We start from the raw sequence: 20,654 nt of genomic DNA on the forward strand, positions 1-20,654 counted from the left end.
TCCATCACGCCGGGCTCGATCTCGGAGCTGTCGTTCCCTCTGGCGCCTCCGGGGCATGGACGCGGTTCCACGTCTCGCCGTCGAAGCGCGCGATGTCCGTGGGGCCGACGCACCAGAGGACGCCGCCGGCCTGTTCGATCGTGTGAATGTAGCGCAGCTCCTGCTCGAGGCCGGTGCGCACCCGCACGGCGCGCCGGCGCTCGAGGTCGTAGCGGAAGAGGCCGAAGTTCGACCCGAGATAGAGGGTCTCCTGGTACAGGGCGACGGCGTGGAAGAGGTGCGGGCTCCTCTCCCTCGACACGCTCTGGAAGCCGTCGCGGTGATTGCCCACGAGCAGCGCTCCCTCGTGCCCGCACACCCAGATGCGCTGCGCGCTCTCGACGTGGACCGCGTTGAGCCCGCCGATCGGCGGCACCTCGAGGCGGCGCCACCGCGGGCCGCCCAGATGATACAGGCTCCCTTCGAGCCCGAGCGGGCCGAGCTGCTGCGCGGCCAGGTAGATGTCGTCCTCCGCCGGCCCCTGGAGGTCGATGGGCCTCACGAGGTCCTTGAAGTCCACGCCGGGCGCCTGGAGGAGGCCCGCGTCCGCGTGCGCCCAGCGGCCTGGACCGAGCCTCCGGTACACCTGCCCCGCGCTCCCGCAGGCGAACAGGCGGTCGCCGACGCGGCGCAGCGCCGTGAGGAAACCGTATCCCTTCGACGTCGGCCGGTAGAGCCCGGCCTCCGGGATCTGCTCGATCACCGCGCCCCGCGCGGACAGGAGCTCGACCTCGCCGTCCAGGGAGAGCGCGCACAGCGTGAGATCTTCCCCGGGGGCGGCGAGCTTCTCCAGCCCGACCGTGAAGAAGCCGGCATCGTGCGCCGTCCACGGCGGGGCGCCGCCCTCGTCGTACAGGAAGAGCCTTGTATGCGGGGTATAATCGCCCGGCGTGGCGAAGGTCGCCGAGAGATAGACGCTGGAGGCGCTCAGGGCGAGCGCGCCCGTGATCGTCATCGGGGTGTCGCTCGGCTCGTCCGGCGTTGCTCGGGGATCCGCGCCGCTCGGGTTCATCTGATCTTCACTCGCTGGGTGGTGTCGATCCCCTGGAAGGCCCTGCCCACCTCGCGGATGATCTGGGCAGTACACTCCGGCTTGAACGCGACGGTCACGCGGAGCGCCGATCCTATGACGTCGGAGAGCGGGAGGGTGCCGTCGGTCGACAGGCCGGCGGCGACCTTGTTGTTGAGGAGGTTGTTCAGGTCCGCGTGGATGGCATTGTGCAGCGTGCCCTTGATGAAGGCATTTCCGGGGATGCAGATGGCGGCGCCGTCGTCCTCGGAGAGGATCCGGTACTGGGAGCCGTTGCGCGTGCCCGATCGCACGAACTCGTCGGGAACGATGTGGTGCGACTGGGAGCCCTCGCCCGGCAGCAGCTTGCAGATCTTCTTGAGGTCGCCGTGCCGCCCCACGAGGCACCGGGGGCCCGTGACCCGGACGTTTGTGTCGAGCCTCGGGGACGCGCGGGGGCCGAGGCCCATGTCCAGGCCCAGGAAGGGCGTGCGCATCGGCCGCTGAGACGGATCGGTGAGCGCGTCCTCGGTGAGGGCACGGGTCCGCGAGATGCCGATCAGGCCGATGCCGCCGGCGATGGCGCCCCACACCCCCGCGCCGACGGCCGCTCCGCCGGCCGCCGGGCCGAGGGTGGACAAGGCGCCCGGCGCCGCCCTCTTGGCGGCCTCCTCCGCCGCTTTCCTGGCGGCCTCCGCCGCGAGCTGCCTGGCGAGCTCCTCGTCGAGCAGCGCCACCTGCGTCCCCTCTCTCTGTGTCGTGTAGACGCGCCCGAGCGCGTTGGCGGCTGGGTTGCCGTCGCCGGGCGTCTCGCCCCGCACGGAGGCGTCGATCTGCGCGCTGGGAGGGAGGGCCACGGCGTCAGGCCTTCACGTTCATCCAGCAGCGATCGCCCCTGCGCACGATGCGCCGGCCGTCGGCGCGGACGTTCGTCGACGCCTCGTGTGACCACACCTTGCCCTGGTTCACGCCCGACTTGACGCCGCCACCGGTGCCGGGCTCGTCGCCCTGAACGGTCGGCGCCAGGCTGTGATCGTAGACGTAGGTGGGCTTGCCGTTGAGGTTCACGTGCTCGATGCACTTCATGCTGCTGTCGAAGCTCGCATAGAGCATGTACGGGACCGGCACCATCGCGCCGCCCACCGGTGTCAAGCACACGTCCGGGGCGAGGGTCACCGCGTAGAAGCTGCTGTCCTTTCGAGCTCCGATCGGCATGTTCTTCCTCCGTCCTTCGACTACGCCGCGCCCGTCTGTTTCATGTACCCGAACGCCAGGAGGCTCATGCCCTCGACCTCGAGCGACGCCGGGATGCACGCGCGCCACACGAGCGACAGGCGCATCTGCTCGAGGTCGACGATGACCGTGTCGATGGGCACGGCGGCGAAGCTCACCGCGTCGTCCTTGCCGGTGAGCCGGACGACCACGGCGGCCTCGGGCACGTGGAAGCGGCAGGCGGTGCCCGCGGTCTCGGGCGTCACGCCCGGCGCGCTCCGCGGCAGCAGGTTCCACAGCTCCGCGAGCTCGCCGCCAAACAGGTAATCGCACTGCATGTCGGGGTGCGCGCCGTTCCAGTAGGCCATGTCGAAGTCGGGCGGCATGTACGGCCAGCGCTCGGCGAGCCAGCGATCATCGAAGGTGCCGGCCAGCTTCAGCCGCGGCTGCCATGGCTTGGCGATGACGCCGACCCCGCGCGGCGACAGCTCCGGCACCTCGCCGGCGCGCACCTCGCCCGCCACCATCCGCGCGAAGATCTCCGCCGTGATCTCGGCGCCGGGCGCCTCGATCTGCGGGGCCGGCCAGCGCTTCACCTCGGCCGCGTCGGCGTACCAGCCCTCGAGGAAGCCGACGCCGAACGGATTGTACGCGCAGGTCGCGTGCGCCACCGGGGCAGCGTCCGCCTCCGGGTGCGCCCGGCGCGCCGCCTCGCTCAGCCGGTGCGCGTCGTCGACCCGCTTCGCGGCCTCGTCCTCGGCGTACACCTTGAGCTGGCCGCCGAAGGCGTGCTCGTAGCGCAGCGGCAGCGCCGCGAAGGGCTCCGGATCCGTCAGCGCCCATCCATCGTCCTTGCGCTCGAACGCCCGCGCTCCGCGGACGGCCAGGTGGTGATCCAGCAGCGTGCCGGCTTCCGCGAGGTTGGGGATCGCGGCCAGGCGCCGGATGCGGGCTCGCACGTCCACGCGCGCCACAGCCTCGCCGGCCGGAGCGTGCGCCGAGCCGATCACGATGACGTCGCACCTCGGCTTGCTCTGCGCAAGATCGCTCTCGTACTTGACGCTGCTGCGGTTGATCTCGCCGTGGACCACATCCGAGAATACGAGCTCCCCCTCGGTGATGGCGGCAACGTGGGTGATCCTCGCGCCGTCGCTCTCGCCCGCCTCCGGCGCGGCGCGCAGCGCGTAGCTGCCCCGCGCGACGACGACGTGCGATTCGTCGCCCCGAGCGTCGACGACGTCGTACTCCAGCGCAGAAAACGGAGTGCGGTTCTCGAGCTCCATCGCGGCCGCGGCAGGATACCCGACCGCTTCGGAGCGGAGCAAGGTCGCTCGCGGTGGGGACTCGCGGCGGGGATCGGCGTGGAATGGGCCGGTGCGGCTTGAAAGGCGAGGCCGCTTGGGGCGTGCGCGCCCGCATCGCCACCACGCTCTCCGCCCTCGCCGCCCGCCTCGAAGGAGGCCGCGACTACCTCGACGGCGACCGCCCGAACGCGCTCGACGTCTACGCAGCCACCTTCCTGACCCCGCTCTGCCCGATCCCGGAGAGCGACTGCCCCCGCCTCCAGCCCTCGCCCCGCCAGGCCTTCGGGACCGCGCGCGAGGAGATCGGCGACGCGGTGCCGCGTGCGCTCCTCGAGCACCGGAGCCGGATGTACGAGCGCCACCTCGGCTGGCCGATCGAGATCTGAGGGCATAGGTACCCATCCAAAGGTCGCCTTGCGCGCATTCGCGGCGAGCACGCTCGTGGCCTGCGGCGGGCCTCCCCGATCGCCCCGCACGCAGGCTGTGGAGTGAAGGCGGCCTCCTTCGATGCTTCGATGCATGGATAAATTGCTGATGTAGGATCGCCTTTTCAGGGGGGCGGATCGCATAGAGAAGCTTCTGTTATTTCGAAGGCCAGGATGGCGGGGTCTATCGCAAGCGACGCCAGCGCTTGAGCACGTGCGCGAGGTGCTTGCGGCCGGCCGAGGGTGAGCCGCGAAGACGCGGCCTCGACGGGCAGCTTCAGGATCCGGGCGACCTGGCTGACCTGGTCGCCTTCGCCGACCAAGAGCCAAAAGGAGGACAATGCGCTCTCCCGGGCCCCACCAGCGGAGCGGGTCCGGGATATTGCGCGTCTCGACCGGCCCGCGAGCGGATCCGCGAATGCCCAACGATGAGGCACCCCTGGTTCACCGCTCAGGGCGCCTGCGCTCCAGCGGGCCCAACTTGTGGCCGCCTCCGCTCCGGCACCTCCGCGACGAACTTGATGTATCCTCCGCCGGAGAGAACGCCACCCCCGATGGCGAGGACTCGACTCCGAGGAGGTCGGAGCGGAGGAGGCGAGGCACTGGCGAGCCGGACATCATCTCGCCCTCCACTCATGCTCGCGGGCGAGGTCGAGCATGTCGGCCGCGCCTTCGCCCTGGGGTGCCGGCGCTCCGAGCAGCCGTCCGATCGCCTCGTGCGCCACACGGGCCCCTTCGACGTCGTCGGCCGCGATGGCCAAGCGGAGCCCCTCCCCAAGATAGGCGAGGAGCTCGGTTCGCGGCGATCGTATCGCTATCAGTGCGCCCTCGTTCAATCGACCCGCCGCCGGTCCGCCCGCGCCCATAGAATAGCCAGCAGCGTCTCCTGAATGGCCAGCTGCCGTAGGCAACGGTGCCGAACAGCTCCGCTTCCCAACCAATTTGCTAGCTGGATCGCGCGTATGCCGCTGTAGCTCGCGTGTTTGCCTCGATCTGAAGCTGACAGAGCGCCTGCTGCGCCTGCAGCTTGAGGGCGAACGCCCGCTGCTGCCCCATCAGCGCGCCAAGCAGCCCCACAAAGCCTCCAAGAACGACGGCGCCAACCGCCGCGAAGATCTCCCAGCTGGACCGGTTGCCCAGAAGGAACGCGCCAGCAGGCGCTCCGACGGCCGTGCCGAGAAGCCCAAAGAGAAGCGCATACGTCGCGACGATCGAGTTGGCCTGCCGGTATAGGCTTGCAGCAAATTGTTGGATGATCTGCGGATCGTACTGAACCTGTGCGGTCATGCCCTCTCCCAGTAAGTGATAGCGCGATGGTGCACCTTTCTGCGGACACTGCGCAAGGAGAGAGGCGAACCGGCGCAGCCTCCGCCAATGCGAAGGTTACCATCCCGGTCTCCGGCCTCCCCCAGTTCGGCGACCCCGCCGCCCGACGGCCATCTAAATATCCGATATTGAATCGGCAACGGGCGAACTGAGCGCAGGCATCAGGATGACGGTTGAGCCTGGGTACAGGGAAAGAGCCTCCAGGCAGTCATCACCTCCTCGCCATCCACCTCCTCGGCGAGTTGGCGGATGCTTGCGCACCGGTGGTTAAGCGTGACGTTGTCGTGAACCGCTTTTCGCCTTGGGCGGCGTCCGAGGGCGCACATTACCGCAACTTCTCCGCGTACAGTTTCTTTACATGGGCATTAATGAATGCATTTAGTCCCTGCCCCGCGCATGCGAGGATCTTCATCCGCTCAACGTTTTCTCGACCAGTATCGTCAAACGTGTAGAGGTAGGTGCCGCCTCTTTTGAACGTAACCTCGATTGACTCTTCTTCGATCTTGCATGTGCTCACTCCGGAGTCGCCACCCAGGTTCTGATACAGAACGTGTCCTTTGTCCATGATTTTCCTCCGTTCATCGGCACACTGCGGGCTGATTGGTCGAGCCCATACAGGAGCATGCAGCCGGCACGTTCCGGGATCTCGCGCGCTCGGCTCACCCTGATCAGTATGTACTCCGTTCGGACCGATGCTATACGCAAATCCACGTATGGTTTGGGGCGCGTAGCCCGACTAGCTAGTATCCCACCCCTTCGAGTCGATCGGCACTGGCACAACACCATCGCTTGCGCCCGCGCCCTCTTGATGAGTTCATTCTCTCATGGCCAAGATAGACGACTTCGACGCGAGCGTACTGGAGCACTCGCCCGAGCGTCGACACGTGCACCACAATCAGGGTGCCTGCAATATAGAACAACTATCTCCATCTGTCGCTTCGGCACGTGGGCGCGGGAAAGGCTCCTCGGGGTAGCGCCGCGGCGCCGGGCCCCGCCCCGACTCACTTGCCTTGCATGTGGAACACGAGGTGCTCGGCTAGCCACCCTTCGCCCCACTGATCGAGCACCATGCGGCGACCCCGCTCAAGCGCGGCGGAGTCGGGCATGATCGCCTCGTCGAGCATCGGTTCGACGAGGCTGCCGCCGCGGCGCGCGGACGGGCCGACATGCAGCAGAAACTGCTCGATCCCACCCACGTCATCGAGCTCGATCTCTAGCGCCGTGGGCTTCGAGGCAAGCAGCTCCTTGCCTTCGACGAGGACAGTCGGCACCTGCGAGCCTCCTGACCCGTGGGTGACGAGCAGGACGCCGAGCGTACCGGCGCACTTCGAGGTGAGCTCGATGCGAACCCGATCGCCGCTGGCGAGGGAGAGGATCTCCCCAGATCCAGCGGGGCGCCACACGCCTTGATGGCGGCCGAAGACCGCCGACGTCGCCGGAGGCCATAACGCCACAATGCCGTGCGCGATTTTTTCGATCAACCCGTGTCTCTCCAGCAGGTCGACATTGCCGTCGAGCGTACGCCGATCGCGCGCCCCCAGCACCGCCTGGACTTCGTCGAGGGAGAGCGGCTCGGGATATACGTCGAGGAGGCGGGACGCGAGCTCCAACGACCCTTTCCGAGACACCGCGGCCTTGGGGCGCGCCCCGCGCCCCGCGAGCTCGTGAATCATCCCCGCATAGCGCTTTCGGTCGGCCAGCGACGGGCTGACGCTCGGCGTGAAGGCGGTGAGGCGCTCCGCGCTTTCGGACGTTCTCCGGCGTGCCCATTCGGCGAGGATCCAGCGTTCTGCATCCTTTACCTCATCGAGCTGGCAGCGCTTCACGAACGTGCCGAGCTCGCGAATGTTGCCCGGCCACGCCGCGAGGTGACGGGCCAGACGCTGAACCGCGGACAGCACGTGAGCCGCGCGCTCCGGCGACATGGTCGAGGTCTTCACTATCTCGGTCGCAATCCGCATGGCGCGCTCCGGAGCGTCGCGCAACGGGCGCAATGCGATCGGGAGGACGTTGATGCGGTGATAGAGATCTTCGCGAAAACGCCCCTGATTGCACAGCTCTAGCAAGTCCCTGTTCGTCGCCGCGATGAGCCGGAAGCTTGCGTGAAGATCGTCGACGCTGCCCACCCGGCGATACGAATGCTCCTGAAGCAGCGTGAGCAGCTTGACCTGCACGGCGAGCGGGAGCTCGCCGATCTCGTCGAGAAAGAGCGTCCCGCCGTCCGCCGCCCTCACGATGCCGTCGGCCGCCTGGTGCGCGTGCGTGAACGCCCCGCGCTCATGGCCGAAGAGGGTGCTCTCCTCCAGCCCCTTGGGTATCGCGCCGCAGTTTTGAACGACGAACCGCTTGCCCCGGCGCGCGCTCTGCGCGTGAATCCACTGGGCCAGCGCGCTCTTGCCCGAGCCGCTAGGGCCGGTGATGAGCACGTCGTCGTCCATGCCGGCCAATTGCAGCGTCCGCCGTTCGACCTCGGGATCGAGGTCGAGCTTGGTTCTGTCCGCCATGATAGTTCTCCTGGGCCTCGAGAGGGACGCCACCTCCGTCGACGATGAGTTTAACAGCCCTGCCGATCCGCCGTACGGCGGCGTCGGCGAGGAGTTAAGCGGCATCGGAGCGTGCATCCCGCAGCGCCTGACAGGCGAAGATGAGCTCGAGGCGCGAGTGGACGCCGAACGCGCGGTAGATCCTCTCCGTGTGCGTCCGGACGGTCCCCTCGCTCCGGCCGAGCTGGGCGGCGATCTGCTTGTAGGACAGCCCGGTCCCGACGAGCAGCTCGACGACGTCGCGCTCGCGAGGCGTGAGCGCCGGGCTCGCCGGTGGGTAGGTGGGCGCGCGCGGGGAGGCGCGTTCCTGGGTGCTGCGCGCCCGGCGGTCGCAGTGAAGCTTGGACGGAAAGGTCCGCTTGGGTCTCATCGATCGCATGCTGTTCGCTCCCGGGGCGCCGGACGGTCAACCCGCCGGAGCCGCTCTCACCAGGCGACCATGCGTCCCCCGGCGTAAAGAAACCATCCTCCGTTCGAAGTAAGGGAGCGGGGCCGGTGGGCCCGCTGCGTGCTGCTGCAGCCTGCAGCAAATCGGGCCCCGAGCGCTGGCCCCGTGAAAACATAACCATCCGATATTGCATTGTTTTTTCGGTGGCCCGCAGGCTGCTCTAGCGGTCCCCAGCGACGGCGAGCGCGGCGGGCCCATGGGAGGGCTCCCGCTCCGCCGTCCGGGAGACATCACGCCATGAGAGACCTCGTTTTCCGGCTTGATCGAGAGACAGACAAGCTGATCGCAAGCCTCGAAGAGCATCCCGTCGCGCGGACGCTCTTCGCCGGGACCATCGCCGCCAGCCACTATGGGGCCTTCCTCGAACAAACGCAGCACTATGTCGGGGTGGCCCACGAGCTGCTCCGCGCCTCGGGCGAGCGCCTGCTGGCCACGCGCCAGCATCCGTCCCTCGCCCGCCTGCTGATCGAGAAGTCCGAGGAGGAAGCCGGTCACGACTCTTGGGCGCGCGACGATCGCGTGGCGCTCGGATTCGGGGCGAACGACTCGGGCCCGAACGTCGCCGTCCAAGCGTACATCTTCGCTCACCGCTTCGAGGCGCAGGAGGGCTCCGGCGCGGCCTTCCTCGGCACTGCGTACGTGCTCGAAGCGCTCTCGGCGCGGCGGGCGTCCAGCATCGTCCAGAACCTCCTCCAGAGGAGCCGTATCCGCGGCATCCGGGGGGCCGTGACCTTCCTGCGCGCGCATGGCGAGGAGGACCGCGGCCACATCGAGCGGCTCGCCGGCATCCTGCGCGGCATCACCGCGAAGGCGGACACCGAAGCGATCCTGCGCTCGGCGTGCCGTACACGGCAGTTCTTCCCCGGATTCTTCTCGTCACATCGCTGAGCCGGCGGCGCTCGACAGCCACGAGCGGTCGCCGCGGGGGCGTTGACGGCGCGCGCCGTCAACGCCCCCGTCTGCCCGCTCCACCAGACCTGTTGCGGAGGAGCCATGAAGAAGCAGATTTACGCCGGCGTCGCCGATACTGAGGCGAGGATCGCAGACGCTCAGCGCGTACGACATCATGTGTTTGTGCAGGAAAAAGGCCTCTTGAGCCATCATGCCACCACGCTCGACCGGGAGATGGATTTTTACGATGATCTCGAGACGACGCTCCACTTCATCGCCTATGTCGACGGCGCCCCGGTCGCGACAGCACGCCTCATGCGCCCCAACCGAGGCGTGGCGCAGAGGATCGGGCAGCCGCTCGGGATCGATCTCGCCGCGCGCTACGACCTCGGTCCGTTCGCAACCGCGCGCGTCTCGCTCGCGGAGGTGTCGCGGATATCCGTCGTCCGGAAGTACCGAGGGACTCGAGTGCTGGGCGAGCTCTATGCCGCCATGGTCCACGAGGGCCTGCGTGTCGGCCTCACGCACTGGGTCGGCGCCGGCAACGCGGAGACCGACGCGCTCGAGGACGCAGAGATCGCCTACCGAGTCGCGGATCGCGACGCACTCGTGAGCCCTCGATGGCGCGTCGCCCCGAGGCCCGGCGCGAGCGTGCCCGGACCTTCGACGCGGCCGCTCTACACCCCGACGCAGCGCGCCCAGGCACGCGCGGGGGACCTCCGAGGGCTGAACCTGCCGCCTATCTTGGCGACGTTCGCTCGCCTCGCGGCGCGTTATATGGGGCGGCCGATCCGGGAACGGGGTTACACTGTGTGTTCGCTGCCGCTCGTCGTTGACCTCGCCGACGCGGCGCGCACCGAGGCGTTTCAGCGTTCTTTCGGCCGTCCCTGAGCTTCCCTCGCGCCGCGACCCCGTGGTAGGCTGGGGCCTATGCGGAAGGGGACCTCGCTCGGGAGCCGCGACCTGCGGAGGATGTTGGAGCTGAAGGATGCGCTCGGCGCGTCGCTCGACATGCACGTCGTGTTGGAAGACACGTTCTCCCTGCTCCTGCCGCTCCTCGAGGCCGACTGCGCTGCGCTGGCCACGACGTCCCCGGAGCGCGGGGGCAAACTCGATTGGGTAGAGAAGGGCCTGCCAAAAGCGTTCTTCGGCGCGTATGAGAAGATGGCGCCCTACGACTTTGTGCTCAGCGCGGTGCAGTCGAACCCCGGTACGGTCCTGCGTGACAGCCGGATGATCGACCGACGGACGCTCGAGCGGAACGAGCTGTACCGGTGGGCGCATGAGCTGGGCGTGCCGATCGAGCAGGTGATGGCCGTCATGTTGCCCGTCGGCGGCGGCTTTCAAAGCGGCCTCTCGCTTTACCGGGATCGAAGGCGCCCGTTCACTCTGCGACATCAGCGGCTGTTGCAGGAGCTCACCCCAGCGATCGCCAACGCGGTCCGCAACTGCTGGGTGTCCGCCAAGGCGGCGCGCCGGGAAAAGCTCCTCGGCGCGGGGGCGCGCCCGAGCGTCCTCGTTCGGCCCTCGGGGCGGGAGCTCGAACGGACAGCGGCGGCGACCCCCTTGCTCGACAAGTGGTTCCCGCCAGCCGAGCGCGTCGCCGGAAGCCTGCCTCGACCGTTGGTCGAGGGGCTGGCCCAGGCGAAGGTCGCGCGGGCGAGGGGCAATGCGCGGCCATGGGAGAGGAAAGGAGCCGCGGCGGATCTCAAGGTGAAGTTTCTCGCCTTGTCCGAGCCGGTGGACGAGCCTTCTTGGGTGGTGCAGCTCCGGGAGGTGCCGCATATCCCGACCTTGCCCGCCGCGCTGGTACAGGATCTCACGGATTGCGAGCGCGAGGTCGCCGCCAGGGTGATGCGGGGGTGGGACAATCGGCTAATCGCCGATGACCTCGGCAAGTCGCCGCTCACGGTGAGGGATCAGTTGAAGAGCATCTGTATCAAGCTCCGCGTCCCGGACCGCAAGAAGCTGATGTCGTTCCTGTGGGAGGCATCGCTCGACGCGTAGCAGGACACGGCAGGGCGCACGCGATTTCTCGTTCGGCGAGGCCTCGGTACGCAGCTCTGCGGATGGCGTTGGGCCCGCGATCGCGGTCAAACCAGGGTGTCTGTTCGAGGCGTGAGGCCCCGGCTTCCCGGATCGCCGGCGGCCTCCCTCTCCACCTGGTCGGTTCACCATGCCTTCCTCCACCCGCTTCATCCACACCGCCGATTGGCAGCTCGGCTTTCGCGCGAAGTTCATCCCCGGCGATGCCGGCGCCCTCGTGCGCAACCAGCGTTTCCAGACGCTCCGCGAGATCGGCAACGTCGCCCGCGAGACCAAGGCCGAGTTCATCGTCGTCGCCGGCGACGTCTTCGAGGACCACGGCTTGCACCCACCGACGCAGCACGGCGCCTTCGAAGCGATGGCCCAGATCCCTGTGCCGATCTACCTCCTCCCTGGTAACCACGACCCGCTCAGCTCGGATGCCCTCTACCGCAGCGAGTTCTGGCGCCGGGAGTGCCCGCGCCACGTCCACCTCCTCAACTCGCGAGAGCCGGTGATCGTCCGCGAGGGCGTCGCGCTCCTCGGCTGCCCGCTCTTCGAACGGCACACCCTCGGCGACGTCACCGAGCACCTCACACCCGAGCTCGGCCCGCGCGATCACGTGCGCATCGGCGTCGCTCACGGCGGCATCAAGGAGTTCCTCGAGCGCGTTGTGAGCGATAGCGAGCGCATCCGCAACGCCATCCCGGCGGACCGCGCGTCTCGCGCGCGCCTCGACTACCTCGCGCTCGGTGACTGGCACGGGCGCCTCCGCATCGACGATCGCACCTGGTATTCTGGCACGCCGGAGGCGACGCATTTCACCGAGAAGGACCCGGGCAACGTCCTCGTGGTGGACATCGACGCCCCTGGCGCGGCGCCGCGCGTGACGCCGCGCCCGGTGGCGGGCCTCGCCTGGGAGAGCGCTGAGCGCCACGTCGACGGCGACGCCGATCTCGTCAGCCTCCAGCGCCACCTCGACGGGTTCGACCGCAAGGGCACCACGCTGCTCGAGCTCACGCTCACGGGGAGGATCGATGCTTCCGCGCGGGCCCGCCTCGACGAGATCATTGAAGCTGCGCGCCATCGCTTTCGCTTCTTGCGGGTGCGCGACGAACGGCTGCAGACCTTTCTCAGCGAGGCCGATGCGGCGACCCTGCCGACCGCAGGCTGGCTCGGGCAGGCTGTCGCGCGGCTCCGTGGGCATATCGAAGGAACCTCGGAATCGGAGCGCGCCGAGGCGCTGCGCCTCCTTCTCCGTCTTCATGGATCGGTGTCATGAGCAAGGGAATCAAGCTCGTCCGCCTCTGCGTGCAGGATGTCGGCCCCCTCGTGGGGCGCGTCCACGTGGGGCCGTTCGCCAGCGGGGTCAACGTGATCAGCGGCCGCAACGAGGCGGGCAAGTCCACCCTCGTCGAGGCCCTGCGGGCGGCGCTCTTCGAGCGGCACGACGCCAGCCACCAGAAGATCAGGGCGCTCCAGACGCACGGGACGCGCAACGCGCCCGAGATCTGGGTCGAGCTGGACATCGGCGGCGAGCGCCTCAGCGTGCACAAGCGGTTCCTCGAGAAGCCGGTCGTCGAAGTGCGCCTGCACCGCGAAGACGCGGTCGTGCGCGGCGCGGAGGCAGAGGAGCTCTTGCTTGCGCAGCTCGAAGGACGGCGCGCGGGCAAGCGGGGAGGCACGCGGAACGACATGGGGCTGTGGGGGCTCCTGTGGGTCGCACAAGACGAGAGCGCGTATGCCGATCCCGGCGAGACGCTCGACGAGCACGTGCGCGGGGCGCTCTCCGACGCCATCGGCAGGCAGGTCGGCCAGGTGCTCGGCGGCAAGCACGGCGAGCGGTTGCGCACCCGCGTGCTCGAGCATGCCGCGCTGTTCACCAACGCGAGGGGCCCGACGGGCGAGTACCGAGCGGCGCAGGACAGGCTCGAGACAGCTCACGAGCGCGTGAAGACGAGCGCGGCGGCGAAGACCGCGGTCGAAGACCTCGCGCGAACGCATGCGGAGCTCAGCGAGCAGCTGCGCGACGTTGAGCAGAAGCTCCCGGAGCTCGACAGCGAGCTCGCGGCCGCCGTCGCGGCGGAGCGCCGCGTGCACGCGCTCGAGGAGACCGCGCGCGATGCCGATGCGCTCGTCGCGACGACAGAAGTGAAGGTCCAGGCGGCTCAGCGGGAGGTGGAGGCCCGCGCCGCGCTGACGGGCGAAGCGGCGGAGCTGGATGCAGCGATCGCTACGCACGACGAGACCGCGGCCGAGCTCGCGATGACGATCGAGAGCGCGGCGCACGACGCCGCCGCCGCCCGCGAGGACGCCGGCCGCGCAAGGGGGGCGGTCCTCGAAGCACGGGCGGCGATGGATGCCGCCGTGTCCGACCTCGACCGATCGCGCCGGCGTGACGAGGTGTTCCGCCTCGTCAAGGATTTGCGCGCGGCTGAGGAGGTGGCCGGCGAGCTCGCGCAAGCGTCGGTTCGCCTGGAGACGGAGACGATCGATGAGCCATTGCTTGAGGAGATCGAGGCCCTCACGCAAAAAGCGAAGGCTCTCCGCGCTCGGCTCGATGCCGAGGGAACGCGCCTTATCGTGCTAACCGCGGCCGGGGACAGGAGCGTCCACGCGGTCAGTGCGGTGTCGACGATCGACGTGCCTGGGCTTGGACAGCTGGAGATCGAGCCGGCTCGCCCGGGGCTCGCGCAGGCGCTCGCAGAGGCCGAGAAACAGCGGACAGGGCTCGAGGAGGCGCTGCGTGCGCTCGGCGTCGCCGACATGGCGGCGGCGCGGGCGCGCCACGCAGCGCGCGCCGAGGCCGCGCGGGAAGACGAGGCGCTCGGCGCGCTGAAGAAGAAGCTCGCGCCGAAGGGGCTGGAGGCGCTCGAACACAGGGTGGCCGCAGATCATGCACAGCGTGCGCGGCTTGAATCCGCGCTCGACGAGGCGATGCGAGCGGAGCACGAGCGCGAGGAGAGCGTGCGCCTTCTTTCGGCGAACCGCATCGACGAGGCGTCGATCGACGCGCTGCGGGAGCGAGAACGGGATCTCGCGATCCAGCGCGCGTCGTGCGATGCGATCGCGACGCGCGTGGAGGTGCGCGCGCTCGCCGACCTGCGTGTTCGCATCGCCGGCGCGCAGGAAGCCAAGAGCGTGAAGGCGGGCACGTGCGAGACGTTCACGTCGACGCTCCGTACGACCGTGGTTCTCGACGACGTCGCCGAGATCACGCTCGAGCCGCGTGGCAAGGATCTCGCGAAATCGCGGGTCGCCCTGGAGCGGAGCGAGCGCGAGCTTTCGGCGATGCTCCAAGCGCTCGGGGTCGCCGACATCGAGGGCGCGGCGCAGGCGGCTCGGGCTTGGGCGCGGCTCGACGCGGTCCGCAAGCAGACGGAGGATCGCCTCGCCAACGTGGCGCCGGACGGCATCGAGACGCTTCGCGCCGAGGTTGAGAAGGTGCGCAAGCGAAGCGTTTCGTCAGAAAGGGCGTTCGTCGAGGCGAGGGAGGCGTTCGCGCGTCACGCCGAGATCGAGGTCGCGCTCGCGCAAAACCACGTCACCGGCGAGGCGCTCACGCGGCTCGTGACCCTCGAACGCGCGCTCGCTGTAGCGGAAGCCACCGTCGCGCGGAGCCAGGCGCGGGTGCGCGCGGTCGCCGGTCCGGTTGCCTCTGGCCCCCAGCGTGCGTGGGCCGTACCGCGCGCGATGCACCCCGACGCCGTGGAGGGGGTCACCTGGGAGATCATCCCCGGCGAGGTCGATCGAGAGCTCGACGTCGACGGGACCGAACGGCGGCTCCGCGAGGCGCTGGCACGGGCGGCGGTGATCGACGTCGGCGCCGCGCGGGCACGCTTGCAGGCGCGCGTCATCACGAGTGCGCAGATCGTCGAGATGCGCAAGCGGCTCATCAGATTGGCACCCGACGGGCTGGATGCGCTGCGATCGCGTGCTGCGGCGCTCGGGAGTTTAGAGGCCGCCGCGACCGCGTCCACTGAGGGCAACGCGGCGGCAGAGAGCGGCGCGCTCCAGCAGGCCGTGGACGCAGCCCGCGAGACGTTGCCCCCGCTAGAGACACGCGCAGAGCGCGCTGCAGAGGCCCTGGATCGCGCGGAGCGGGCGGTTCGCGTGCGCCAGCAATCTCGCGGCGAGGCCCTCGCGGTCCGGAACGAGAAAGCGGCGCGACGCCGTGTGGTGGCCGAAAGGCTCACCGGCCTGCGGGAGACTGCACCCGATGCGGCCCTCTACCAGCGGGCGGAAACCGCCCGCTGGGAGCACACCCAGGCGCGTGCGCGCGCGGAGCGTGCCGCGACCGAGCTCGCGGAGGCAACCCCGCAGCTCTTGCGGGACGAGGTGCCCCGCGCGAAGGGCGCCATCGCGGCGCACAACCGGCGCCTCGCCGACCTGCACGACAAGGAGCTGCAATGCCGGACGCTGCTCGAGCAGGCGTCCGGCGACGGGCGGTCCGAGAGGCTAGACGACGCAGTGGGCGAGCAGCGCGACGCCGAGGAGGAGCTCGCGCGGATCACGCGGGAGGCGAACGCGGCCCGCCTCCTTCGCACGGTCGTCGAGGACGCCTATAAAGAGTCCCAACGCCTCTTCCTCGCGCCCGTCGAGGAGGAGGCGAAGCCGTACCTCGCTCGGCTGCGGCCCGGGACCGCGATCGAGATGACCGGGGATCTCAAGCTCGGTAAGGTGAGGCGCCGCGGCGAGGCGGAGGAGTTCGGCGAGCTTTCCGGCGGCACGCGCGAGCAGCTGTCGGTGATCGTCCGGCTGAGCCTCGCCCGCGTGATGGCCAGGGACCAGCGGTCGCTCCCGCTGATCCTGGACGATACGATGGGGTGGACCGACGACGGACGCTTCTTGTCGATGGTGCAGATCCTCCGGGACGCCGCGAGCGAGCTGCAGATCATCCTGCTCACGTGCCATGGACCGCGGTTCGAGCGGTTCCAGGCGCCGTACGCGGTCGATCTCGACCGGCTACGCGAGGCGCGCCCCTCCGCCGCCGAGGCACCAGCAGCGCATCCCGCTCCTTGATGTTGCCAATAACGCGTGGAATTCCACGCTGTTCGACGAGCATGCCACACCGGAACGACCCAGGTCGCGCTACAGCGTGGACGGAGAGGAGGGAGACTCGCATCGCCGACGTCCGACGCGCTCTTGCAGCGAGGCGTCGCAATGGGGGTTGAGGCCTTCGGCCATCCGCGCGATGGCATGTCCCGGCCGTGAGCCGTAGGAGCGCTCGCGGCGCTGCAGACTGTGAACCCCGAGGGGCCATGACGACGACAGCAGACGCGCAGAAGAAACGCGCGACCAAGAAACAAACCCGACCCGCGCAAGAGAAGCGGACGGCAAGCGACGTTGAGCGAGCCAACGGTGGGCTGACGGGGATGCAGGTGTTTGCCCTCTGGGTGCTGCTGCTTACCGGGGACGGCAAGCCCCTCTCGCAGCAAAAGGTCAAACTCGACAGGGCCGCGTTGAAGGGGCTCGAGAACAGGCGCTTGATCACGATTGAGCCCGGCCGCCGGAAGAAGGACCCAGCGTACGGCGCGAAATTTCACGTAACGGACGAGGGGTGGGCGTGGGCGAACGGTCAGGGGCTCGCGGCGGCGTTCGCGCGGACCCCGTCCGCGGCGATGTTGCTTGAGGAGCTCCTCGCCAGGCTCGGCAGATACATCGAGGTCCACGGCCTCGCGCTCGACCATCTGCTGCGGCCGCGGACCGTTGAGCAGGCAGCGACGGAGAACGCCTCGACAAGACACGAGACGCCCGGCGCATCCGCGCCGCGCGACGCCGAGCCCGCGGCGATCGAGGAGCAGATCCGTGCGGCGTACCTGCGGGTGACGGGCGGGGTCCTAAACGAGTATGTCAGGCTTGCGCTCCTTCGCGCACAGCTGGGCGACGTCCCCGTCGAGGCGGTCGACACGGAGCTCCGCCAGATGCAGCGGCGGGGTGGTGCTGTCCTCTACCCCATCGGCGACCCGAAGCAGATCCTTCCAGAAGACGATGCCGCGGCGCTCCGGGTTTCTGGTGAACGGCGTGACCTGCTCTGTATCGAGAGGTGACACGATGGATGCACTGAGAGCGTTCGAAACCATCGATTTTCAGTCGACGCAGACGTTAGACGGCGTCTGGCAAGATCCTCGCTACGACGTCCCGTCGCTCCATCAGAAGGAGCGGCGGGAGGTGCTCGCCAAAGTGCGTTCGATGGCAGCGAGTGTCGAAACTGGGTCGCCGCTGGGCTGGGTGTTCGTTGGCCCCGCGGGCATCGGCAAGACCCACCTGCTCTCCGCGATCCGGCGTGATGTTCTCACGGTCCCGGCGAGCTTCATCCTGGTCCACATGACCGACGTTCACGACTTCTGGGAGACGGTGCTGCTGAGCTTCATTGATTCGCTCCAGCGGCCTGCTGACGCGACGAACGGCACCCAAGCCCAGCTGGTCGTCCAGCACATCGCCGCCCAGGTGCGCGGCGATGATGGCGCGGCTTTGACCCGCGAGCTGGCGTCGCTCCGCCCGCCCAAGCTCGCCCGGGAAATGGATACGCTGGTGCAGCGGCTCGGCCGTACCCATCGGGCGCAGACGCTCAAACACGCCGATACGCTTCGTGCCCTCGTGTTGCTCAACTCCGACGACATGGAGCTGTCTAACCTCGGATATGCGTGGCTTCAAGGCCACGGTGTCGACGAGAGCGCGATGGAAGTGTATGGGTTCAACATCCGCGAGAAGAGGCCGAGTGCGGTTGTTGAAGGCCTATCCTGGCTCATCAGCCTGCGGTGCCCCATGGTCGTGGCCATCGATCAGCTCGACGCAATCGTGAAAGAGCATCACATGCTCGCGACCGCGGGCTCATTGCCCGAAGAGCAAGTCACGAAGCAGTTTATCTCACGCGGCATCATGGACGGGGTGGGCCGCGGCCTCCTGGAGCTTCGCGACGTGACCCGCCGGACGTTAACGATAGTTTCGTGTGTGGTGGACACATGGATAAAGATCAAGGAGACCGCTCTCAAGTCGACGACGCATCGCTTCGAAGATCAGCGGTCACTGATACACCTATCGGACGTGGCCATGGCCGAGGATCTCGTGAGCGCGCGTCTGGACGACGGCTACAAGCGCGTCGGCTTCACGCCCCCCTACCCCCGCTGGCCGTTCGCGCCCTCGGCGTTCGCTTCCATCGCGGACGGCGGGAAATCACCGCGCGATCTTCTCCGACGCTGCGAGCAGCACCGCCGCAAGTGCCTCGACGAAGAACGGGTCATTGAGCTCACGTCGTTCGTCGCCGAGGACACGCCGCCGCGGAGCACGAAGGTCGTGCCCGAGCTCAGCGAAGCGACTTTGCGCGAGTACAAATGGCTCGATGCTGAGCTCGAGCGCCTCCGCACGTCCGTCAAGGTGCCGAAGGGCGTGACCGAGCCGGATGGCGAGGACGAGCTGGGGGACCTGTTGCTCGCTGGATGCGAGCTCGTTGTCGCCGAGCAGACGCGCGACCCTGATGTGGAGATCGTGATCGACGCCGAGAGCGGTAATCAACGCAACTATCCGGCGCTTCACGCGCGCGTGCGCCAGATCTTCACCGCCCATCACGACCGCGAGCGACACCTTTGCCTGCGCGCGCTCTCGCGGGACAACGCGATCGCCTTCCAGGCACGGCTCACAGCGGCCGTGACCGCGTCCGGAATCGACCGGCAGATCGAGTTTCGCAAGCTCATCCTGGTGCGCAACGCCCCTGTGCCGAGCGGCGCGAAGACGACCTCCTTGATGGCGAAGGCGCGCTCTGCGGGTGCAGAGGTGATGCCGGCCCACGACAGCGATCTGCGCGTGCTGGCAGCGCTCGACGCGTTGCGCAAGAGCAAGCGTGTGAAGCGTGACACGTTCGAGCCGTGGCTGCGCGCGCGCCGACCCGCCTCGCAGCTCGCGCTCTTGAAGCCGGTGGTCGACTGGCTCGCGCGCTCACCGCAGACCGCTGCGCCTGCGAACGCAGCGCCTGCGGGGGCGGCGGCCGCTCAGACGGCCGGTGCGGCTGCGGCGTCGGCTTCATCCGGATCGGCGCCGCGCGCCGCGTCGTCCACGACCGCCGCGCCCATGGTCGCCTCGGGGGCTGCTGTAACCACGCCTGCGTCGCCACCGGCGGCTCACGCGAGGCCCGCAGCTCCGGTGGGGCGGCCGGTCGTCGCGGTCGGGCATCAGGTCATCGGTGACCGGCTGGGCGCGCCGCAGGTGCTCCTCGCCGAGGACCTCAAACAGCACGTGGTCGTGCTCGCCGGCGCCGGATCCGGCAAGACGGTGCTGCTGCGGCGCCTCATCGAAGAAACAGCGCTGCTCGGGATCCCCTCCATCGTTGTCGACGGCGCCAACGATCTGGCCCGGCTCGGCGAGGCGTGGCCCGCGCGCCCCGCTGAGTTCACCGACGAGGACGCGGCGAAGGCCGCCCGCTACCACGCGCAGACGGACGTGATCGTGTGGACGCCCGGGCGGTCGAGCGGCAATCCGCTGCACCTCGGCTTGATCCCCGACTTCGCCGCCGTCGCCCAGGACCCTGACGAGCTCACCCAGACGATCGCGATGACGGCCTCCACCCTGGCGGCGATGTCGGGAAGGAGGACCGATGAAAAGGCTCGCGCAATTCTCGATGCGGCGCTTCGCCTCTTCGCCCAGCAAGGCGGCGGTGATCTTGCCGCCTTTCTCGACGTGCTGAGCGACTTGCCCGAGGCGGCGAGCCTCAAGATCTCGACCGCCCGCAAGGTCGCGACCGCCCTCACCGACTCGTTGCGCGCCGCCATCCAGACGAACCCGCTCCTCCACCAAGAGGGCGAACCGCTCGATCCCGGCGTCCTCTTCGGCGTCGGCTCCGCGCGCCCCCGCGTCTCCGTGCTCAGCCTCGTGGGCCTGCCGGGGCACGATGCGCCCCTCCAGTTCGTCAATCAGCTCGCCATGACGCTATTCACATGGGTGAAGAAGAACCCTTGTCCGCCCGATCGGCCGCTGCGCGGGTTGCTCGTCATCGACGAGGCCAAGGACTTCGTGCCATCGCAGGGCTCGACCCCTTGCAAGGAGAGTTTGATCCGGTTGGCGGCGCAGGGTCGCAAGTATGGGCTCGGGGTGGTGTTCGCCACGCAGGCGCCGAAGAGCATCGACCACAACGTGATCGCCAACGCGAGCACCCAGTTCTACGGAAAGGCGAGCTCGCCGGCAGCGATCGATACCGTGGAAGAGCAGCTCCGCGTCCGCGGCGGCACCAATTTCCGCGTGGCGAGTCTGCCCAGAGGACGCTTTTACCTGGCGGGCAATGGCATGGCAGCGCCGGTCAAGATCGCGGTGCCGATGTGCCTGTCGCACCACCCCGCCTCTCCTCCGGACGAGGACGGCGTCCTCCGACGCGCTCAGGCGTCGCGCGCGAGTCTTCCGTAAGCGAGGGCGCGGAGCGGGAGAGGTGGCCCACGCCCGCAA

General features: G+C 68.7%; 17 protein-coding genes. 8 read left to right on the top strand and 9 right to left on the bottom strand.

Annotation, left to right across the window (positions count from 1 at the left end):
- Window positions 1-4 precede the first annotated feature (4 nt).
- Genes WMF28_RS30440 through WMF28_RS30455 form a run of 4 tightly spaced genes read right to left on the bottom strand, consistent with a single transcriptional unit; the run spans window position 5 to window position 3,585 of the window.
- A complete protein-coding gene (locus WMF28_RS30440; RefSeq protein WP_437596864.1) occupies window positions 5-1,051 on the bottom strand; it encodes a hypothetical protein in 1,047 nt (348 codons plus the stop codon).
- Window positions 1,048-1,905, bottom strand: a complete 858-nt coding sequence (locus WMF28_RS30445) for a hypothetical protein (protein WP_437596865.1) — start codon at window positions 1,903-1,905, stop codon at window positions 1,048-1,050. Before WMF28_RS30445 ends, WMF28_RS30440 begins: the two co-directional genes overlap by 4 nt.
- A 4-nt stretch (window positions 1,906-1,909) precedes the next feature.
- Window positions 1,910-2,263, bottom strand: a complete 354-nt coding sequence (locus WMF28_RS30450; RefSeq protein ID WP_437479048.1) for a DUF4150 domain-containing protein — start codon at window positions 2,261-2,263, stop codon at window positions 1,910-1,912.
- A 20-nt stretch (window positions 2,264-2,283) separates the two neighbouring features.
- Window positions 2,284-3,585 (bottom strand): DUF2169 family type VI secretion system accessory protein, encoded by a 1,302-nt coding sequence (locus tag WMF28_RS30455; RefSeq protein ID WP_437596866.1) that lies wholly within the window; start codon window positions 3,583-3,585, stop codon window positions 2,284-2,286.
- Between the two features lie 80 nt (window positions 3,586-3,665).
- On the opposite strand from WMF28_RS30455, the gene WMF28_RS30460 reads away from it, so the two are divergent.
- Window positions 3,666-3,950 (top strand): glutathione S-transferase C-terminal domain-containing protein, encoded by a 285-nt coding sequence (locus tag WMF28_RS30460; protein ID WP_437596867.1) that lies wholly within the window; start codon window positions 3,666-3,668, stop codon window positions 3,948-3,950.
- A gap of 656 nt (window positions 3,951-4,606) precedes the next feature.
- On the opposite strand, the gene WMF28_RS30465 is transcribed toward WMF28_RS30460, so the two are convergent.
- The 5 genes from WMF28_RS30465 to WMF28_RS30485 all read right to left on the bottom strand — a co-directional run bounded on the left by WMF28_RS30465 (window position 4,607) and on the right by WMF28_RS30485 (window position 8,228).
- Entirely contained in the window at window positions 4,607-4,750 is a 144-nt protein-coding gene (locus WMF28_RS30465; RefSeq protein WP_437596868.1) for a hypothetical protein, read from the bottom strand.
- 184 nt (window positions 4,751-4,934) lie between these two features.
- Window positions 4,935-5,276, bottom strand: coding sequence for a hypothetical protein (locus tag WMF28_RS30470; RefSeq protein ID WP_437596869.1), 342 nt, complete (start codon window positions 5,274-5,276; stop codon window positions 4,935-4,937).
- Between the two features lie 364 nt (window positions 5,277-5,640).
- Entirely contained in the window at window positions 5,641-5,880 is a 240-nt protein-coding gene (locus WMF28_RS30475; RefSeq protein WP_437596870.1) for a hypothetical protein, read from the bottom strand.
- A gap of 436 nt (window positions 5,881-6,316) precedes the next feature.
- The gene (locus tag WMF28_RS30480; protein ID WP_437596872.1) at window positions 6,317-7,819 is read right to left on the bottom strand and encodes a sigma 54-interacting transcriptional regulator; all 1,503 of its coding nucleotides are present in this window, start codon (window positions 7,817-7,819) and stop codon (window positions 6,317-6,319) included.
- A gap of 94 nt (window positions 7,820-7,913) precedes the next feature.
- Window positions 7,914-8,228, bottom strand: a complete 315-nt coding sequence (locus tag WMF28_RS30485; RefSeq protein ID WP_437596873.1) for a response regulator transcription factor — start codon at window positions 8,226-8,228, stop codon at window positions 7,914-7,916.
- Between the two features lie 315 nt (window positions 8,229-8,543).
- Here WMF28_RS30485 and WMF28_RS30490 point away from each other — a divergent pair, with 315 nt between their 5' ends.
- From WMF28_RS30490 to WMF28_RS30520, 7 genes are all read left to right on the top strand, one after another.
- Window positions 8,544-9,194: an iron-containing redox enzyme family protein gene (locus tag WMF28_RS30490; protein WP_437596874.1), complete on the top strand. Its 651-nt coding sequence runs from the start codon at window positions 8,544-8,546 to the stop codon at window positions 9,192-9,194.
- A gap of 42 nt (window positions 9,195-9,236) precedes the next feature.
- Window positions 9,237-10,088: a GNAT family N-acetyltransferase gene (locus tag WMF28_RS30495; protein WP_437596876.1), complete on the top strand. Its 852-nt coding sequence runs from the start codon at window positions 9,237-9,239 to the stop codon at window positions 10,086-10,088.
- Between the two features lie 81 nt (window positions 10,089-10,169).
- The gene (locus tag WMF28_RS30500) at window positions 10,170-11,204 is read left to right on the top strand and encodes a helix-turn-helix transcriptional regulator (protein WP_437596877.1); all 1,035 of its coding nucleotides are present in this window, start codon (window positions 10,170-10,172) and stop codon (window positions 11,202-11,204) included.
- Window positions 11,205-11,373: 169 nt separating this feature from the next.
- Window positions 11,374-12,504 carry a metallophosphoesterase family protein gene (locus WMF28_RS30505; protein WP_437596879.1) on the top strand — a complete coding sequence of 377 codons (1,131 nt, stop codon included), beginning with the start codon at window positions 11,374-11,376 and terminating at the stop codon, window positions 12,502-12,504.
- On the top strand, window positions 12,501-16,244 hold the full coding sequence (locus WMF28_RS30510; RefSeq protein ID WP_437596880.1) for an AAA family ATPase: 3,744 nt from the start codon (window positions 12,501-12,503) through the stop codon (window positions 16,242-16,244). Before WMF28_RS30505 ends, WMF28_RS30510 begins: the two co-directional genes overlap by 4 nt.
- 239 nt (window positions 16,245-16,483) lie before the next feature.
- Window positions 16,484-17,272, top strand: coding sequence for a hypothetical protein (locus tag WMF28_RS30515; RefSeq protein WP_437596881.1), 789 nt, complete (start codon window positions 16,484-16,486; stop codon window positions 17,270-17,272).
- Window positions 17,273-17,276: 4 nt separating this feature from the next.
- Complete coding sequence (locus WMF28_RS30520; RefSeq protein ID WP_437596882.1) at window positions 17,277-20,615, top strand: helicase HerA domain-containing protein; 3,339 nt, start codon at window positions 17,277-17,279, stop codon at window positions 20,613-20,615.
- The last annotated feature ends 39 nt before the right edge of the window (window positions 20,616-20,654 follow it).

This window comes from Sorangium sp. So ce590, from assembly GCF_051521365.1.
Lineage (GTDB): Bacteria > Myxococcota_A > Polyangia > Polyangiales > Polyangiaceae > Sorangium.

Excerpts from the sequence above, each read along its gene's own strand:
- WMF28_RS30515 (WP_437596881.1), top strand. The coding sequence starts at position 16,484 with ATGACGACGACAGCAGACGCGCAGAAGAAACGCGCGACCAAGAAACAA.
- WMF28_RS30500 (WP_437596877.1), top strand. The coding sequence starts at position 10,170 with ATGTTGGAGCTGAAGGATGCGCTCGGCGCGTCGCTCGACATGCACGTC.
- WMF28_RS30480 (WP_437596872.1), bottom strand. The coding sequence starts at position 7,819 with ATGGCGGACAGAACCAAGCTCGACCTCGATCCCGAGGTCGAACGGCGG.
- WMF28_RS30520 (WP_437596882.1), top strand. The coding sequence starts at position 17,277 with ATGGATGCACTGAGAGCGTTCGAAACCATCGATTTTCAGTCGACGCAG.
- WMF28_RS30470 (WP_437596869.1), bottom strand. The coding sequence starts at position 5,276 with ATGACCGCACAGGTTCAGTACGATCCGCAGATCATCCAACAATTTGCT.
- WMF28_RS30450 (WP_437479048.1), bottom strand. The coding sequence starts at position 2,263 with ATGCCGATCGGAGCTCGAAAGGACAGCAGCTTCTACGCGGTGACCCTC.
- WMF28_RS30505 (WP_437596879.1), top strand. The coding sequence starts at position 11,374 with ATGCCTTCCTCCACCCGCTTCATCCACACCGCCGATTGGCAGCTCGGC.
- WMF28_RS30475 (WP_437596870.1), bottom strand. The coding sequence starts at position 5,880 with ATGGACAAAGGACACGTTCTGTATCAGAACCTGGGTGGCGACTCCGGA.
- WMF28_RS30440 (WP_437596864.1), bottom strand. The coding sequence starts at position 1,051 with ATGAACCCGAGCGGCGCGGATCCCCGAGCAACGCCGGACGAGCCGAGC.
- WMF28_RS30485 (WP_437596873.1), bottom strand. The coding sequence starts at position 8,228 with ATGAGACCCAAGCGGACCTTTCCGTCCAAGCTTCACTGCGACCGCCGG.
- WMF28_RS30490 (WP_437596874.1), top strand. The coding sequence starts at position 8,544 with ATGAGAGACCTCGTTTTCCGGCTTGATCGAGAGACAGACAAGCTGATC.
- WMF28_RS30510 (WP_437596880.1), top strand. The coding sequence starts at position 12,501 with ATGAGCAAGGGAATCAAGCTCGTCCGCCTCTGCGTGCAGGATGTCGGC.